The sequence below is a fragment of the Acinetobacter sp. DL27 genome (assembly GCF_055810995.1).
Genome location: NZ_CM147947.1, coordinates 2,864,403 through 2,881,753 on the forward strand (window position 1 = coordinate 2,864,403; position 17,351 = coordinate 2,881,753).

The 17,351-nt window shown below is 42.2% G+C and carries 15 protein-coding genes; 6 read left to right on the forward strand and 9 right to left on the reverse strand.

Annotated elements, in window-relative coordinates; translation table 11 throughout:
- The first annotated feature begins 31 nt into the window (after positions 1-31).
- The 5 genes from AC0KVP_RS13835 to rsfS all read left to right on the forward strand — a co-directional run bounded on the left by AC0KVP_RS13835 (position 32) and on the right by rsfS (position 5,947).
- Positions 32-2,845 carry a GacS-like sensor histidine kinase gene (locus AC0KVP_RS13835; RefSeq protein WP_473337361.1) on the forward strand — a complete coding sequence of 938 codons (2,814 nt, stop codon included), beginning with the start codon at positions 32-34 and terminating at the stop codon, positions 2,843-2,845.
- Between the two features lie 113 nt (positions 2,846-2,958).
- Positions 2,959-3,747: a crotonase/enoyl-CoA hydratase family protein gene (locus AC0KVP_RS13840; RefSeq protein ID WP_004692317.1), complete on the forward strand. Its 789-nt coding sequence runs from the start codon at positions 2,959-2,961 to the stop codon at positions 3,745-3,747.
- A 34-nt stretch (positions 3,748-3,781) separates the two neighbouring features.
- On the forward strand, positions 3,782-4,657 hold the full coding sequence (locus tag AC0KVP_RS13845) for an NAD(P)-dependent oxidoreductase (RefSeq protein WP_473337363.1): 876 nt from the start codon (positions 3,782-3,784) through the stop codon (positions 4,655-4,657).
- A gap of 15 nt (positions 4,658-4,672) precedes the next feature.
- Positions 4,673-5,467, forward strand: coding sequence for a hydroxypyruvate isomerase family protein (locus AC0KVP_RS13850; protein WP_473337365.1), 795 nt, complete (start codon positions 4,673-4,675; stop codon positions 5,465-5,467).
- Between the two features lie 75 nt (positions 5,468-5,542).
- Positions 5,543-5,947, forward strand: a complete 405-nt coding sequence (gene rsfS / locus AC0KVP_RS13855) for a ribosome silencing factor (protein WP_004692321.1) — start codon at positions 5,543-5,545, stop codon at positions 5,945-5,947.
- Between the two features lie 47 nt (positions 5,948-5,994).
- Here rsfS and AC0KVP_RS13860 read toward each other — a convergent pair whose 3' ends face one another.
- From AC0KVP_RS13860 to AC0KVP_RS13885, 6 genes are all read right to left on the reverse strand, one after another.
- Positions 5,995-6,603, reverse strand: a complete 609-nt coding sequence (locus AC0KVP_RS13860; RefSeq protein ID WP_078425177.1) for a hypothetical protein — start codon at positions 6,601-6,603, stop codon at positions 5,995-5,997.
- A 16-nt stretch (positions 6,604-6,619) separates the two neighbouring features.
- Positions 6,620-7,957, reverse strand: a complete 1,338-nt coding sequence (locus AC0KVP_RS13865; RefSeq protein ID WP_473337366.1) for an ammonium transporter — start codon at positions 7,955-7,957, stop codon at positions 6,620-6,622.
- A gap of 184 nt (positions 7,958-8,141) precedes the next feature.
- On the reverse strand, positions 8,142-8,843 hold the full coding sequence (locus tag AC0KVP_RS13870; RefSeq protein ID WP_473337369.1) for an FG-GAP repeat protein: 702 nt from the start codon (positions 8,841-8,843) through the stop codon (positions 8,142-8,144).
- Between the two features lie 97 nt (positions 8,844-8,940).
- A complete protein-coding gene (locus tag AC0KVP_RS13875; protein ID WP_004692329.1) occupies positions 8,941-10,395 on the reverse strand; it encodes an NAD(P)(+) transhydrogenase (Re/Si-specific) subunit beta in 1,455 nt (484 codons plus the stop codon).
- Between the two features lie 3 nt (positions 10,396-10,398).
- Positions 10,399-10,722 carry a proton-translocating transhydrogenase family protein gene (locus tag AC0KVP_RS13880; protein WP_004692331.1) on the reverse strand — a complete coding sequence of 108 codons (324 nt, stop codon included), beginning with the start codon at positions 10,720-10,722 and terminating at the stop codon, positions 10,399-10,401.
- 11 nt (positions 10,723-10,733) lie between these two features.
- A complete protein-coding gene (locus tag AC0KVP_RS13885) occupies positions 10,734-11,861 on the reverse strand; it encodes an NAD(P) transhydrogenase subunit alpha (RefSeq protein WP_473337371.1) in 1,128 nt (375 codons plus the stop codon).
- 1,066 nt (positions 11,862-12,927) lie between these two features.
- Here AC0KVP_RS13885 and AC0KVP_RS13890 point away from each other — a divergent pair.
- On the forward strand, positions 12,928-14,118 hold the full coding sequence (locus tag AC0KVP_RS13890; protein WP_473337373.1) for an MFS transporter: 1,191 nt from the start codon (positions 12,928-12,930) through the stop codon (positions 14,116-14,118).
- Between the two features lie 62 nt (positions 14,119-14,180).
- Here AC0KVP_RS13890 and AC0KVP_RS13895 read toward each other — a convergent pair whose 3' ends face one another.
- The 3 genes from AC0KVP_RS13895 to AC0KVP_RS13905 all read right to left on the reverse strand — a co-directional run bounded on the left by AC0KVP_RS13895 (position 14,181) and on the right by AC0KVP_RS13905 (position 17,317).
- The gene (locus tag AC0KVP_RS13895) at positions 14,181-14,825 is read right to left on the reverse strand and encodes a hypothetical protein (RefSeq protein WP_473337375.1); all 645 of its coding nucleotides are present in this window, start codon (positions 14,823-14,825) and stop codon (positions 14,181-14,183) included.
- A gap of 732 nt (positions 14,826-15,557) precedes the next feature.
- Positions 15,558-16,436 (reverse strand): DUF3037 domain-containing protein, encoded by an 879-nt coding sequence (locus AC0KVP_RS13900; RefSeq protein ID WP_473337377.1) that lies wholly within the window; start codon positions 16,434-16,436, stop codon positions 15,558-15,560.
- Positions 16,433-17,317, reverse strand: a complete 885-nt coding sequence (locus AC0KVP_RS13905) for a hypothetical protein (protein WP_473337379.1) — start codon at positions 17,315-17,317, stop codon at positions 16,433-16,435. The genes AC0KVP_RS13900 and AC0KVP_RS13905 overlap by 4 nt, the downstream gene beginning before the upstream one ends.
- Between the last annotated feature and the right edge of the window lie 34 nt (positions 17,318-17,351).

The window sequence follows — 17,351 nt, forward strand, 5'->3', positions numbered from 1 at the left end:
TTCAAAGCATAGGGAATAAATCACTTGCACCATGTCAAATATCAATAAAAAGTTATTTAATCGTCTGCACTTAAACCATGCTTATGGACAGCTCATTGCACTTATTTTCGTGCCGATTATGATTTTGGCCTGTGTAGGTGCATTACTGGTTATTACCGAAACTTCAAATGCGGCCAAAGCCCAGCAGCGACAAATGGCGATAGCGATTTTAACGCGCTATCAGCTGGATGCAGAAGCGGCGATCAATTTGGTGAATGCCTCCCCTTGGCAGTATGAAAATGCACGTTATTTGATGCAAAAGATGTTAGATGAAAAACATCTGATTCGTGCCGCAATTATTGATGACAAAGGTAATAATAAACTCAGCATTGGCTACCAAGACCAAGCGCCGTGGCCAGCGCTGAGAAAAAATACTGATTTTTTTGGCCCAATGAATTTTAAAGGCAATACTGTATATGGTTTACCCATCAACCAATTTACAGGCACGCCTGCGCAGTTAGTGGTTGAATTAGATAACCAGCCCTTACAAATTGCCCGTTATCGCGTGTTGATTGTGTTGATTGCGACAGGTCTGTTGACACTCTTATTGCTTTTACTCTGTTTAAATTTCTACTCGCGTCGCTGGATTGCGCCGATGTATGAAATTCGCATGCAGCTGCAACGTTTAAATGCCGATACCCTCGATCAACACATGCTGATTAACAGCACCGGTGAATTACGCTTGCTACAACGCGATATTGCCAATGTGGTGAAACGCCTGCATTTTAGTTTTTTAGAATTGAAAGAACACACTGAGCAAACGGAAGACGATTTACGTCGAACCCTTGACACTTTAGAAGTGCAAAACATTACCTATCGTCAAGCGCGTGACCAAGCCATTTCAGCAAGTCAGTCCAAGTCAGTGTTCTTGGCCAATATCAGCCATGAACTGCGCACGCCACTGAACAGTATTGATGGTTTTATTCACCTCTTACTGCGTCAAGACAACCTCAACAATGATCAAAATCTGTATTTACAAACCATCCGAAAATCATCTGCACACTTACTGGCACTGATTAATGATGTTTTAGATTTTTCAAAAATTGATGCCGGTAAACTAGAACTCGATACTGCAACTTTTGATTTAGAAGAAGCAATTTTTGATGTTATGGATATGCTGTCTCCTCTTGCTGCACAAAAGCATATCGATATGGCCTTTTACTATGCCGACAATGTGCCAAAGCATGTGGTTGGAGATGCCCTACGCTTCAAACAAATTTTAACCAACTTGATTTCCAATGCCATTAAGTTTACTCCTGATGGCGAGATCATCGTCCGCGCAAGAATGGAACAAGATGATATTGGACAGTGCCTATTGCACTTTAGTGTACAAGACAGCGGCATCGGACTCAGTGGAACCGACCGTAAAAAACTGTTTGAGTCTTTCTCGCAAGGCGATGCTTCGGTCACGCGTCAATTTGGCGGTACAGGTCTAGGCTTAGCGATTTCCAAACAGCTGGTGCATTTGATGCAGGGGCAAATTGGATTTGAGGACAACCAAGAACGCGCGCCAACCGAAAAAGGTTCCACCTTCTGGTTTACCGCCATGTTTATGGTCAATGAAGAAGATGAGTACGTTGAACATCCTCAGTTTAGCGATATGCAAGTGGTCTCGTATTTGGCACATCCTGCAACAGCCAATATTCTGCGCCATTATCTTGAAGATTATGCTGTGGAGCACATCGAATCGAGTTCAATTTTAGACTTGTTCAGTCACCTCAACAGACTGCCTCAAGATGTGGAAAACACATGGTTGATTGTTGACCACAGTGGTGATACCGAAGCCTTATTAAAAGAAATTCGTCAGCGTTATAGCGGTAACCTTGCGGTTTATGGCTACCAGATGTCACTTGATTTAACCACGCTGAATGAGTATCGCGCACGACCATTATACCAACCACTCAGTCGGAGTGCTTTGATTCAATTGCTCAGCAATCAACCGCTATTTGAAGAAGACGAAATGGAGTCCTTCAATGGTCAAGGCTTACATATTTTAGCGGTGGATGACCATCTTCCCAACCTGATTGTCCTTGAAGCCCTACTGGGCGAGTTGAATGTCACGACAACAAAAGCTTTAAGCGGTCAACAAGCCTTAGAGATTTTACAAGAACGCGCTGAACACGACAGCAAAGCTTTTGATTTGGTATTTATGGATATTCAAATGCCTGTCATGTCGGGGGTCGATACCACACGTGCCATTCGTGCGCTGGAGTCAACCATTGAAAATCATAAGCGTTTGCCTATTATTGCCCTCACCGCACATGCATTGGCTGACGAAAAACAAAAACTACTGCAAGTCGGCATGGATGACTATGTCACCAAACCTATTCAAATTGATCAGATCATTCAAATCTTGACCCATTGGACCACTGATCGTTTCAACAAAGGCTCACCTGTTGAAAAAGCCATCGTGATTGAAGCACTCGATCCGAAGGTACTCGACTGGCAGCAAAGCTTACAGTTGGCCGCCAATAAAGAAGACTTAGCAGTCGACTTATTGCGTATGTTAATGGATAGTTTTGATACTGAGCTACATGAAATGAAGCAGTTGATTGAAATGGAAGATTTCCCACAATTGGAACATGTGCTACACCGTCTGTATGGTGCAACACGCTATGTCGGTGTACCCAACTTACAAGAAGCAACAGGGACATTTGAACAGTTTGTTTCAACCTTACGTAAAGAGCGTCGTAAAGCAGATGAACAGTTTGTTCAAGAAACCATCAAGCGTTTCAATGAACTCAAAGTCGTGATTGAACAAGTACAACATGCGGCACAGCAAATTTTAATCAAACATAGCCCATAAAACATTCAAAAAAGCATGACACCAAAGACAAGTTGCGACGTGACTCTTGGTGTCATTTATCCGCACGGGAGCTATGCTATGCTCCGTGCGAGCAAAAAATAAGAGTTCTCATCATGGCTTTACTTCGCATTGAAAACAAAAACGGCATTGCCACTGTTTCACTTAACCGCCCAGACAAACGCAATGCGATGAGTTTCGACCTGTTGCGCGAATTGGTTAAAACTGCTGAAAAAATTAAAAAAGACCGCAGCATTCGCTGTGTCATCCTTACTGGTGAAGCGCAAGTCTTTAGTGCAGGCATTGATCTTGCCGATTTGAACAATCCGAAGAATCGCGCCTATGCCGCGTGGGAACTGATCAAACCGGGACAAAGCCTCTTTCAAAAAGCCTTCCTAATTTGGCAAGAACTGCCTGTTCCTGTGATTGCCGCGATTGAAGGGTTTTGCTTTGGCGCTGGTATGCAACTGGCTTTAGCGGCGGATATTCGTGTGGCACACCCTGCAACCAAAATGTCGATTATGGAAAGCCGTTGGGGACTGGTTCCGGATATGGGACTGACGCGTTCTTTGAAAGGTTTGATCGGACTAGATCTTGCCAAAGAATTAACACTTACGGCACGTATTTTCGATGCAACTTATGCCAAAGAAATTGGCTTAGTCACACATCTTGATGAATCACCGCTTGCTAAAGCTCAAGCCATTGCAGAAGAAATGTTACAACGCTCACCAGATGCACTCATGGCCTCAAAATATGTGTTGGATGCTATGCAGCATGAGCCTAAAAAATCCTTACGTTTGGAAAAAATTTGGCAGCTCAAATTACTGTTAGGTAAAAATAGCCAAATCGCACGTAAGAAAGATAAACAACCCGACGTGCAGTATCTACCACGCCAATACAAATAACAGTATTTAACCACTGACAATCCAAGAGGGTCCCATGAGTTTCGATCGACACACTAAAATTGCATTTCTCGGCATGGGACTCATGGGCAGCCGTATGGCCACCCGCTTACTTCAAGCGGGTTTCGAGGTCGCGGTATGGAACCGTACCAGTAGTGCCTGCGATACACTCATTGATTTGGGGGCAACAGACTTAGCACTACAGAATATTGCCGAATATCCTGTAGTGCTGACCTGTTTAGCTGACGACAAAGCTGCACTCAGCGTTTATGAACAAATCGAACCATTTTTGACGGCAAAGCAAGTGATCATCGACTTTTCCAGTCTTTCGGTGGAGCAAACCCTGAGTCTTGCAGCACGTGCCGAACAAAAACAAGTGCAATGGATCGACTCACCTGTTTCGGGGGGAACTGTCGGTGCAGAACAAGGTACGCTGGTCATCTTTGCTGGTGGCGATACACAGACGATTCAAGACCTGTCTTTGATTTATAATATCTTGTCGCAACGTGTCACCTGTATGGGCAACACTGGAACAGGACAAGCCACCAAAATTTGTAATCAACTGATTGTGGCAGCCAATAGCACTCTGATTGCAGAAGCGGTTGCTTTAGCAGCCAAAGCTGGCGTGGACACTCGCTTACTTGCACCTGCACTTGCAGGCGGTTTTGCAGATTCGAAACCCTTCCAAATTTTAAGTCCGCGTATGGCGAGTCATCTATTTGAGCCCGTACAGTGGAAAGTTCAAACCCTGTCTAAAGACTTAAACAATGCCGTGCAGCTTGCTGAGCAGCACCAACTCGACATTCCTGTTGCAGCGCGAGCACTTCAGCAATTGCAAGCACACCAACAACAAGGCTATGCTGAAGCTGATCTTGCCTCAGTCATCTTACAAGTAGAACAACAAGCCAAATAAAATCAGGAGAAAATCATGACCAAACTTGCTGTAAATTTATCCATGATTTTTACCGAAGTGCCGCTGCTTGAGCGTTTTGCCTTAGCTCAAGCCGTTGGTTTTAAACATGTGGAAATCCAATTTCCCTATGAACTTAGCATTGAACAAATTCAAACTCAGCTTACGCTTCATGACTTAAGTCTCTGCCTCATTAACGTTCCTGCGGGCGACCTAATGACAGGTGGCAATGGTCTCGCCGGAGTTCCCGGCAACGAGCTAGAGTTTCATCACGCTCTTCAGTTAGCAGTGCAATATGCCAGCGCACTCAAAGTGCCAAGTGTGAATATCCTTGCTGGCAAACAACCCCTAGATGCCGACCTACTGCCCTGTTTAAATACCTTGTCCAAAAACCTGAAACTGGCCTGCCATATGTTCAGTGAACATGACATTCAACCTGTCTTTGAAATGATCAACGGCACGGATATGCCACGCTTCTTAGTGCAAAATATTGCCCAAGCACAGGAAATGTTAGAAGCAGTACAACACCCTGCACTTAAAATGCAATATGACTGCTATCACATGGCCATGATGGGTGAGGATGTGTTGCAAGGGCTACAAGAAAATATTCAAGATATTGGTCACATCCAATTTGCAGACTGTCCGGGGCGGCACGAGCCAGATACTGCACAAATTATGTATGCAAATATTTTTGAATGGCTACAACACAGCAGTTATGACGGTTTTATTGCGGCGGAATATCGACCAAAAACTGTTTCAACTCAGTCCTTTGCATGGAAGGCAAAATACTTTGCTGCACATCCTCAAAGTTGAACCATTGTGGATTTGAAATTTTCGCCTAAAAACGCTATATTATAAGATGAGTTATTGTCCGGAAAAATTCCCTTTATGAATTTAGAACCATCGCCCAGCGCTTCTAATTCTCACGATTTCGCAATGAATACCCAAGCTGCCGACGTACAAGCTTGCTTAAAAGTTGTACATGAAGCCCTTGAAGATGTAAAAGCAAAAGATATTTTAGCGATTGATGTCAGCCTAATCAGCAACGTCGCTGATGCAATTGTGATTGCAAGCGGTACATCAACGCGTCACATCAAAGCACTTGCTGATAACGTTGCTGAAGAAGCACGTAAAGCAGGCTTCCGCCCTCTCGGTGTCGAAGGCGAACGTGATGCAGAATGGATCTTGATTGATCTTGGCTTTGTTGTTGTGCACGTGATGTTGCCAACAGCACGTCGTTTCTACGACCTAGAAAGCCTTTGGCGTGCAGCCCCAGAAGAAACTGTAGCCTAATATGAAAAGAGCGACCTGAAGGTCGCTTTTTTTATGTCTATTTTTATTTAAATTAAGCGATGCATATCGACCATTGGGTAACGCTCTTTCACTTGGCGCTTCACATGGGCATAGAGTTGATCTGCTTTTGCTGGACCATAAAATTCACAATAATTTTCATAACAGACCGTCAAGACCTGCGCATATTGAGTCATGGGCAAAGCTTCGAGTACTGCTCGATCATCCAAGGCCTGATATGTATCAATCACAATGGATAAAGCGTCTAGCTGCGTTTTCACCTCACGCTCAAACTCCTGCACATCAACGGCTTTGACTGCTTGACAGATATTTTGCATAAAAAACGTCAATGCATCGAGTAACACTGCTCCCCCTTGTTCGCTTTTCGATGCTTTTGCAGATGGGTTCAACAACACTTGTTTTTCAACTTGGGCCATCTCTGCCAAGACATTTTTGAGCATGTCTTTTCGAAAGTAACGTAATTCCTCTGTGGTACAAATTTCACTCAAAAAACGATTCAGGACAAAGGAGGGTTGATCACCATATTTCGCTTCCCAGTGATTCAATACTTGCTCTAAAAGTGTTCCTTGTAAGTACTGACTCAATCCACGCTCGATCGCTTGGCGTTTTTGTACAATAGTTAATGTTTCAGTCGACATGAGCTATCCTCTTTCATTAATGACGTTTGGTCATATCATCAGTTTCAAACGTCACATCACGCTGAAACTCGGGATAAGACAGTTCTGCATGTTCGGTATAGTCCAAGCCACGTTGTTCATGTTGTTTACTCACCCGCAAACCACCAAGAACGGCGTCTAAGATTTTAAAGACGATCAATGCCACACCAAAGCCCCATGCAAAGGCTGTCAAAATACCCAAGCCTTGTACCGCAATGATCCCCGCATTAAACATTTGGTTTTCAAAAAACAACCCTGCAGCCAATGTACCCCACGCCCCACAAAAACCATGTACAGTCACCGCATCGACCACATCATCCAAGCGGAGTTTTTCCATCACCACCGGTAAAATACTGACCAACACACCTGCAACCGCACCACTGATAATGGCATACACTGGACTCATGGTTGCACAGCCCGCCGTAATTGCAACCAGTCCACCCAAGGAGGCATTAATGGTGCCGCGCATTAAAATTGCTTTGCCACGTATTAGGGTATAAACCATATAGGCAACTGCCGAAGCGCACGCCGCCAAATGCGTATTCAAGGCAATCCGCCCAATACTCACATCTGCCTTCACGGTAGAGGCCGCATTAAAACCAAACCATGCCAGCCATAGAACAAAACCGCCTAGCGCCACCAACGGTAAATTATGCCCTGCCAGATAATGTACTTGCCCATTGCGTCCAAACCGCCCTAAACGGGGTCCCAGCACAATAATTCCAGCTAAGGCTACCCATCCACCAATCGAATGCACCACCGTTGAACCAGCAAAGTCGATAAAGCCCATGGCTTTTAGCCAACCTTCGCCGTCAAATAAACTTCCCCAAGCCCATGCACCAAAAATCGGGTAGATCAAACCACTGACCACCGCAGCACTCACAATATACGCCACGAAGTGAATCCGCTCAGCCATCGCCCCACTGGCAATCGTCGTGGCTGTGGTAGCAAACATCATTTGAAAGAACAAGAGGTTCCAGTGCCAGTCATCCATGGTATTGGGGGCAAAGTGTGAGGTTCCTATCCAGCCACTCGAATTGACACCAAACATCAAACCAAAGCCAATCAACCAAAACACCAAGCCCCCTAAACAGGCATCCATATAGTTTTTCATGAGTACATTAATGGTGTTTTTAGAGCGCACCGAACCGCTTTCAATTAGGGCAAAACCTGCTTGCATGAAAAACACTAAAATGCCACCGAGCACCACCCAGACACTATCGAGCGAGAGACGAATTTCTTGAATATTTTGAGCCTGTGTTGGCAGGGGCTCTGCAGCAAAACTGGGTAAAGCAATACAGCACACAAAGAAGAGTAAGTATTTTATTTTTTTCATGAATAATCCCCCAAAGATTATTCATCTCAATTGCAAAATCAATGCCAGTGTTTCAACACCTTACAGATATTTAATCATGATCCATGCCCGCCAATATAAATGGACAATTCAAACAAGGTGAAAAAGCGATACACCATACACGAGGTCAAAATGAATTTATCAGCGGATTGATAAAACATAGCTTTTAGTTTTTATAGTACTCATCCACAGCATAATAATGAACCCTCTCTACCCATCGACCACGATTCAGCGTTCGCTCCGTCACTTTAACCTTTCCCTCTTGGACTGTTGCATCTTCAATAAATTCTTTGACTAGACTCAAACCATGTTTAGGAATCACAATATATTCCGAACGGATGTGATAACAACATCCACTTTTATTGAAGGTTAAGATTCTTTTCTGTTTTGGATCGACCTCAAACATGCCCAAATTTTCATGAGTTAAGGCCGATAACTCCTGACTCAGCACAAATTTATTTTTAGTCCGATGAAACACATAAACATCGTAAGTTGGCCCGCCATAAGCACCATAGTTACCATTACGGATGGCCACATCTTCACTCCCGTCAAAATTAAAGTCGGCAAAAATCACGGCACTTTGCTCACCATAAAGCTGCACCACATTGACAGATGGTTTGTCAGTTTCGTCCAGATCCATCGTCAATTCAGCCGAGGAAAAATGCTGAAAGCGCTGTGCTGTCCCTTTTAGGTAAAGATCAATATTGGCTTGTCCATCACAGCTACTGTCCGTACAGTTCGTCGTCATTTTTACATCATAGTGCTTCGATGCATTTTTTATTTCGAAGACCTGAGCCCGTGTAGTTTGACTCAAAACAAACACACCAAATATCAGCAACACCTGAAACCAGATCTGATTTATGTTCATATTGTTTTCTTATTGAAAAGTTAAACATCATCTTAGCAAAAGCTGCAAACATAAAAAAACCACCCGAAGGTGGTCTTTATATACTCTAGGAGGAGGATTAGTGTCCACCACCATTGATTGCTTTGGTCATGTCTTCAACCACTTTCTTCGCATCGCCGAAGATCATCATGGTTTTTTCGTTATAGAACAAATCGTTGTCTAGACCTGCATAACCTGTCGCCATAGAGCGTTTGATGACCATAATGGTACGTGCTTTATGTGCTTCAAGAATTGGCATGCCATAGATTGGAGATGTTGGATCATCTTTCGCCGCAGGGTTGACCACGTCATTCGCACCAATCACAAGCACCACATCTGTTGCAGGGAAGTCAGAGTTAATCTCATCCATCTCTAAGATGTCTTCATAAGCTACGTCTGCTTCAGCCAAAAGTACGTTCATGTGACCCGGCATACGACCAGCAACTGGGTGAATGGCGAAGCGCACTTTTACACCTTGTTCTTTCAAGATTTCACACAATTCTTTCACCGCATTTTGTGCACGGCCTTGTGCCATACCATAACCCGGTACGATCACAACGCTGTCTGCATTCGACATCAAGAAGCCTGCATCATCTGCTGAACCAGAACGATGGTTACGCTGTGCTTGTTCGCCTTTGTCCGCAGAAGCTACCGCAGTTCCACCCATTGCACCACCAAACAAAACGTTGATGATTGAACGGTTCATAGCTTTACACATAATGTAAGACAGAATCGCACCTGAAGAACCCACCAGTGACCCCGCAACGATCAACATATTGTTTTCAAGTGTGAAACCAATACCTGCTGCTGCCCAACCAGAGAAAGAGTTCAATAGCGATACCACGACTGGCATATCACCACCACCGACTGGTGCAATCCACACCCAACCGAATGCAAGTGCAAGTGCAGTCATGGCCCAAAATGCATTCATGTTGCCTGTCGTGAAGAAGTACACACCACACGCCAACATTGCAAGGAAAATCAGTGCTTGTACAGGTTTAACCCATGCACCAGAAATGGTTTTTGCCCATTTTTTCGCAGCCAATTTACCATAAGCGAATACAGACGCTGTAAAGGTAATCGCACCGACGAAACAGCCCACGAACAATTCAAATAAATGAACCTTGCTCATGTGTGCATGTTGCACACCCGCAGCAGTTAATGCAGCTTCATTTTGTGCAAATAACGCAGTCAGTTGGTTATTATGTAGAATTGCCGCAATTGCAATTAATACCGCAGCCAGACCCACCAAAGAGTGCATCAATGCGACCGTTTCAGGCATCTGCGTCATAGGTACAGTACGCGCACGGGCAATACCCACAATCGCACCCAGCACCATCGCACCGCCAATCATCCAAATCACAGGATGATCTGCCACAAAGAAGGTGGTCACTACAGCAATCGCCATTGCGATCATGCCGTAACGGTTACCTTGAATTGCCGTCTTCGGGCCAGACAAACCACGTAAAGTTAAGATAAAGAGGACAGCACCAATCAGGTAGAACCAATCCGCATAGTCTCGAATGAATTCCATATATTAGCCCTCTTTTTTCTTTTGCTTTGGCTTGAACATTTCAAGCATACGCGCTGTTACTGCGAAGCCACCGAAAATATTGATACTTGCTAAGAACACCGCAATTGCACCTAAGATGCTCACTACATTCACACTTTGGAATGCAACATTCGCATCAACACCAATTGCAGGAATCCCCACCGTTTGAATCATTGCGCCCACCACGATGATCGATGACAACGCATTGGTTACTGCCATAAGCGGTGTATGTAGTGCTGGCGTAACGCCCCACACGACGTAGTAGCCTACAAAGATGGCAAGGACGAAAATTGTAATTGTTTCAACCATGATCTATCTCCTTAACCACGCTTCAGCAGTACTTGACCGCCATGAGTTACTAGAAGGGCTTTTTGAATTTCTTCTTCAGGATTGATGGCAAAGTTTTTCTCTGCATCAAATAGAGTATCTAAGAAGTTCAAGACATTTCGTGCATACAAAGCAGAAGCTTCAGTTGAAACTGTAGACGGAATGTTTGGAATCCCTAAAATGGTCACACCGTTGTCAGTCACAACATTCTCACCATTTTTAGAACCTTCAACGTTACCACCTGTTTCAACCGCCATATCAAGGATGATTGAACCTGGTTTCATTTTGGCAACCGTTTCAGCTTTAATTAAGCGAGGTGCATCACGACCTGGTAAAAGTGCAGTGGTAATCACAATATCCGCATTTGATACGGCTTTATCCACAATAATGGCTTGATCGCGGATATAGTCTTCACCCGGCATCCAACCATAACCATTTTTCGCAGCATCGGCTGCTTTTTGCTGTTCTTCCGCTGACATAGGTACGTCTAACCATTTGCCACCGAGTGATTCAACTTGGTCACGTGCAGTTGGACGCAAATCTGTTGCTTCTACGACCGCACCCAAACGTTTAGCCGTTGCAATCGCTTGTAGACCTGCAACACCGACCCCCATGATCACGACACGTGCAGGTTTTACAGTACCCGCAGCCGTCATCAACATTGGGAACATGCGCTGGTACTCTGCTGCAGCAAGAAGCACTGACTTGTAGCCTGATAAGTTGGCTTGTGAAGATAATACGTCCATGTTCTGCGCACGAGATAAAGTCCGTGGCAGTAGCTCCAAAGCAAATGCAGACACGTGTTGTGACGCAAATTGATCAAGCTCCGTATTACGGTACGGGTCAAACATGGCAATAACCGATGTATTTGGCGCAAGCTTTTGAATTTCAGCACCCTGAGGGGCACGTACTTTTAAAATCATTTGGCTACCAGTATAGGCATCATCTGTCAGCGTAGCACCGACTTGCTCATAGGCACTGTCGATATAAGCAGCTTTCACACCCGCTCTACGTTCAATCACTACACTATGACCAGCACTGATCAACTTTTTTACCGTTTCTGGCGTTGCGGCTACACGATTTTCACCGACGACAGTTTCGGCTGGAATTCCGATCTGCATGAGCGTCCCTCAAGCTAGTTTTTCTTAAAGTAAACATTGCCCATTAGGCAATGTTTTCTCACAGGATGTTCTTATGAATTTTTGGATTCTAATGAAACTTTTTTAAAATACCACCCACTATTTATTTAATAAATACCCATATACTGAACTGGTGATTCATAAAAAATATTGGGTGATATTGCGTTTATTTACTTTGAATCCGCTTAAAAATTGATTTATTTCTATTCAAATTCTGAACCACAGATCTTTACACACTAAAATCTGCACTTTTTTTGCACAAAACCAAGTCCTTTAATTCCGCAGTATTGATCTTTTTGACCAATTCAAGAATATGAACCACCACGTTCAGATTAACCCGAACCTGTCATTCATCGAGCTTTGCCATCTCCCGTCACGCAAACTTTGCAGGCATTGACTTAAATGACAGTTTTGCCCCATTTGCAAAAGCTTCGAATTGGCCTGTCCCTATTTTTCATCGATCAAAAATGCCAATGCTCAAAATTTAGCTCAACTAAAACGCGTATTTGGAATGGATCATCTAAAAATACAAGGAGGGGTTGATCACGTTTAACTAGATCTGAAACGAGAAATAACCAACAAAAATGTTTTTTTCATATTTTATCGGATGATAATGGCGCGCATTGACATACTAACCCTAAGCAAAAATGCACCATAATTGATCAAAAATACCTTAAATAGATGAATATTTCAGTAATTTGTCCCAAATCTTTGATGTGCAAGATGTGTAAAAATAATCGAATGCAACAATTTCATACAAAATAGACGGCCATGTTCAGAATTTTTTAAAGATTTTTATTATTTTTTGACAGGAAATTCGAAATATCATCATTTTTTGATTTTATTAGATGAAAACGTCGGCCTGAAAACAGGTCACACTATTTTCTGTGTCTTCATCTTCGACTCATTTTTTTATGCAGCCTTTTCTCGCTTGTTTTAGGCTTTTGAATCAGCTTCGTATACAATTTCTGAAACGATGCATCTATTTAGCTCAAAGCACGATGTAAACGTCTTTCTGAAAAAAATACTCCCTCATCAAAGGCTAATTATGAATACTTCTTTCGACATCAGTCGAGATAAATCTCTGCTCTGGCTGATGGCAATTGTCTGCGGCTTATGTGCAGGGGCAAACTATTATTGCCAGCCTTTGATTTCCTCTATTCAGCAAAGCTTTCAAGCACCAGAAGAACAAGTGGCTTTGACCGTGACCTTTGCGCAAGTTTCCTATGCTTTGGGTTTACTGTTCATTGTGCCCTTAGGCGACATGCTGAACAAAGCCAAACTGATTCCATTCCTGATGTTTGGAGCATCTGCTGGGCTGTTTATCTGTGCGACATCCACCAACTTATCGATGCTCTGGCTAGGCACCATTATTACAGGACTCTTTTCAGTTGCAGCACAAGTGCTGATTCCTCTGGCCACGATGGCAGTCAAACCTGAAAAAACGGGAGAAGTGGTCGGTTTCCTCATGAGTGGCTTATTGGTCGGGATCTTACTGTCGACCAGTGTGGCGGGATTACTCTCAGATTTATGGCACTGGAAAATGATTTATGTGCTGAGTGGCATTGCCATGTTTGCTTTGGCTCTTCTGATGAAAGGAAAACTGCCGCAACTACCAAAACTCAAAATCACCTATTTCGACATTTTTAAGTCCATGGGGAGTCTGCTACAACAAGAACCTCGTTTAGTGTTTCGCTCAATCACGGGTGGATTTGCTTTTGCTGCCATGAGTATGCTGTTTTCAACCATTGCCCTACTTTTAACCTCTGAGCCATTTCAACTTTCGGATGTTTTAGTCGGCGTAGTGACTTTGGTCGGCGTATTTGGCGCACTCTCCACTCAGTGGATTGGTAAATGGGCCGATCGCGGTTATACCCTGCTTTTGACTTGGGTCGGCTGTGGGACGTTAGCCCTCAGTTGGGCCTTTCTATACTTAGGTGGAAGTTCTCTCATCAGCTACATCATCGGTTATGCACTGATTAACTTAGGACTTGCAACTACACATAGTTGTAACCAAAACGTAATTTTCCGTTTACGCCCCGATGCGAAGTCGCGGGTGAACTCCATCTATATGACCTTATATTTTATTGGTGGCGCGTGTGGCTCAGCACTGGGTGTCTATGCATGGCATCACGGCGGCTGGACTAGTACATGTTTGGTCGGTATTACACTGGTGATGATGGCGGGTGTCTTTGCTCTGCTTGATACCTTATATAACAAAAGACATGGTATTGCTTAACCCTCAAAAAAGACAGTTTACTGAGTAAACTGTCTTTTTGTTTGGGCACTTCATTTTGAGCGCTAACTAACCTGAGCCACTGGGTAAAAAGGTTTACCCAAATCGAGACTATCAGCATTCTCCAAAGCAATGTACAAAAATGCGGGCAGCAAAGCCGATAAAATTTGACAGCCATCTTGTAGCTGCTTGCGGTTCAACGAACTCTTATAGGTTGAGCCACCATGCATCAGCTGATTTCTCAAGGTATATAAACCGTTAAACAGTACCAGTAAAATATCAACCGAATGCTTCTGCTGTAGCGCTTTCGCCACTTTCTTCTTTTCTTGTTCAAGCTGAGCCTTACAGACCTCTAAAGCAATTTTCTTATTTTGATAGTCCCAATACCCTTGATAGGTGTATTGGTTGTCTAAGAGCATACGAATAGGCTGACTAAATTTGTCCCATAAAATGCTATAAATTCTATGATCGACATCATGTTGGCAAATTAAATGTAAGAACTGACGTAAACTCTGTTTGTCCTGACTTTGCCCCAAGTCTTGTGCATATATCGCATTGAAGGAAATCCAGAGGCTGATAAATTGTAAATCGGGATCATGATCGAGCAGTAATGCCTGCTTTAACCAACTCAGCCCACGATGTATTCTCAGATTAAACTCATCACTCTGTTGTACTTTTTTAGTTTTAAAAATTTCTTCTAAAAGCAACATCGGCTTTTCCTATACTTTATTCTTCTATGTATTCAACATACTGAATGATTAAGCTAAATTCAATTCAACCCTGCTAGGACATAGTGATTGATAAATCCCGCTAGTTCAGTGTGAAGGTTCTATCGAAAAAAAACATTCTGTTTTCTATATTTCAATGTATCTAATGAATATTGGCTGCTCCTCTTACCATTAATTATAAGTTCTAAGCTTGATAAAAGCAGATAATACCTCTCAATGAATGTATTCCATTTTTGTGATAGTATTGCGTGCTATCGGAAATACCTGAATAAAAATGAAGCATCGAGTTTCATTTTTCGTCCATTCCCAAAGATCCTCCTATCGGTAATGAATGCATTTCAGCTCATTACATTGTGCTGTATCGTGCTCAATAAATGGATTGACGCTTTGGCTTTGCGACATCTGATTTTCATGTAATTTCCCACATATTTCTTTGCACCACTTCTACTTCAAAACATAGTGCGTTAACCATGTATTTGCCGATAGAAACTGATGAACACTGATGAAGAGTCTGATTTTTTAATGAATACTGACAAAACCATTGAAACCCCTCAATCTCCACGAATCAGTGTTGCACCGATGATGGACGGGATGATATTTAAAATTTAATATTTACTATCAAAAGCTTACACAAAAATAAGAAAAACATGGTGCAAATACGGTGCAAAAAATAGTGAATAAAAAACCCCAATTAAGGGGTTTTTTAATGTTATATCAAGCTGCTATATTTTGTTTTTCAGCCCATTCTTGCATTTTAGTCATTAAACTCTGCTCATTACTTTCACAGATTAAATCTACTCCCTGCTGCCTCATTTTAAAATTCAAACTATCAATTGTTGAATCAATTTGATCAACTTTCCGATCGTCTAGTTTTTCAAGCTCACTATCAGCTGGTTGCAATACAAAAAACGTAGGTTTACGATTATCTGCTTTAGCAGCAACCATCAAGTCAGTAGCAGCCATCAAATAGTTATTAGTAATAGTATTTATATTAGGTGTAACAACTGATGTAATGCTTCCGTAATGAGTTCTAGATTGAATCGGCACATGTAATCTGTTATCACCAACGGTTATATAAGTTTCAGTTGGAAATAAATTAGCTAATTCTTGTCGCTCGGACTTCATGAATTTTTCACGGAGTTTTCTAGGAATTCTCTTAATAAAATCATTATTTCGAACGATAGAAAAAGTATCCCTATGCGTTACCTGAGATTCATTATGTGGCTTACCAAGTGTAATAACTCGGTTATAAAGCCTTTCTAATATTTCTTCCTCAGTATTACCTTTAGCGAGCCCTTTCTCTAGGATTTTAATTTGTTCTGAAATTCTAAAGTGACTATTATTAAATGCACCTTCTACCAATTCAAGAACATCTTGAAGATGCGTTACAGCTTGCTGATCATAAAGACACTTAACTCTATCAAAATAATCTAAAAATTTATAATTATAGGAATCTTCGACTTTGAGCATTACACCAATATTGTGTACTTCTTCAGAAACAATATCAGGATTCCATTGAATCAAAGACCAATGACCTTTAACTTTTCTTTTAGTTTGTGAATCCAAGACAGATTCTAAATTTAGACTATTCATACAGCCACCTCATGTAGTGACAATTTTGCAGTAAATCTTGCTTTAGATGTTGAAGCCCTATATTGACAGTAATTAATGAAACTATCAGCATACGTATCACTGTTAGCCGGCATTTTTAATAATCCGAATAAATCTAATGTTACAGTTTTTAAATCATCCCGAATGTCTTTAAATTTTTCACTTTGAACCTGTACTTCGTGCAGTATTGGAGTACAAGCAATAGAATGTGGATTGCCTCCATGCGCAATTCGAAAAACATCAAAAGCAATATTTCTAAATTCATAAGCAGGCATCAACGGTTCATTTAACCAATTGATTACTCCAAACAATCTACCATGATCAATTACAGCAAATCGATTTGCATTGATGAAAATAATGTTTCCTGCATTTCTATCTGAATTGCCTATCCAATCATCCAAGGTAATCAGTTTAGGTAAATCATCCCATGCCTGCATCGCATTGATAAAATTTGCCTCTGAGCTAGCATCATCAGGATGAAAGTAAATTTTCTTTAGGCTCTGTGAGCCAATTGATTTAGTTGCCCAAGCATATAAATATCCATGAGCAGCGGCAAAATCGTCTTCTAGCCCATCAAAAACACTGCTAACACACTCTGGAATATCATCTAAACTAATTTTAATAATTCCAACTCTTAATGGCTGTTCTAGACCGACAACATTTGTACACATGTGCCCAAAGGCTTCATTAATAATTTCCTTAACACGTAATGCTGGAGGAAAAAACTTCACAAATGTTTCTTCAATCTCACCATCAGGCCATTCAACATTTGCCAAAATAGTCCTAGCAGAAATTCCGCCACTGGTTGGACTTACTACTTTTAGAACATCAAGTAAACTATCATCTTCAATTAATTCAATCATCCCCACCCCTCTAAAACTCTAAAATTGCTTTAGA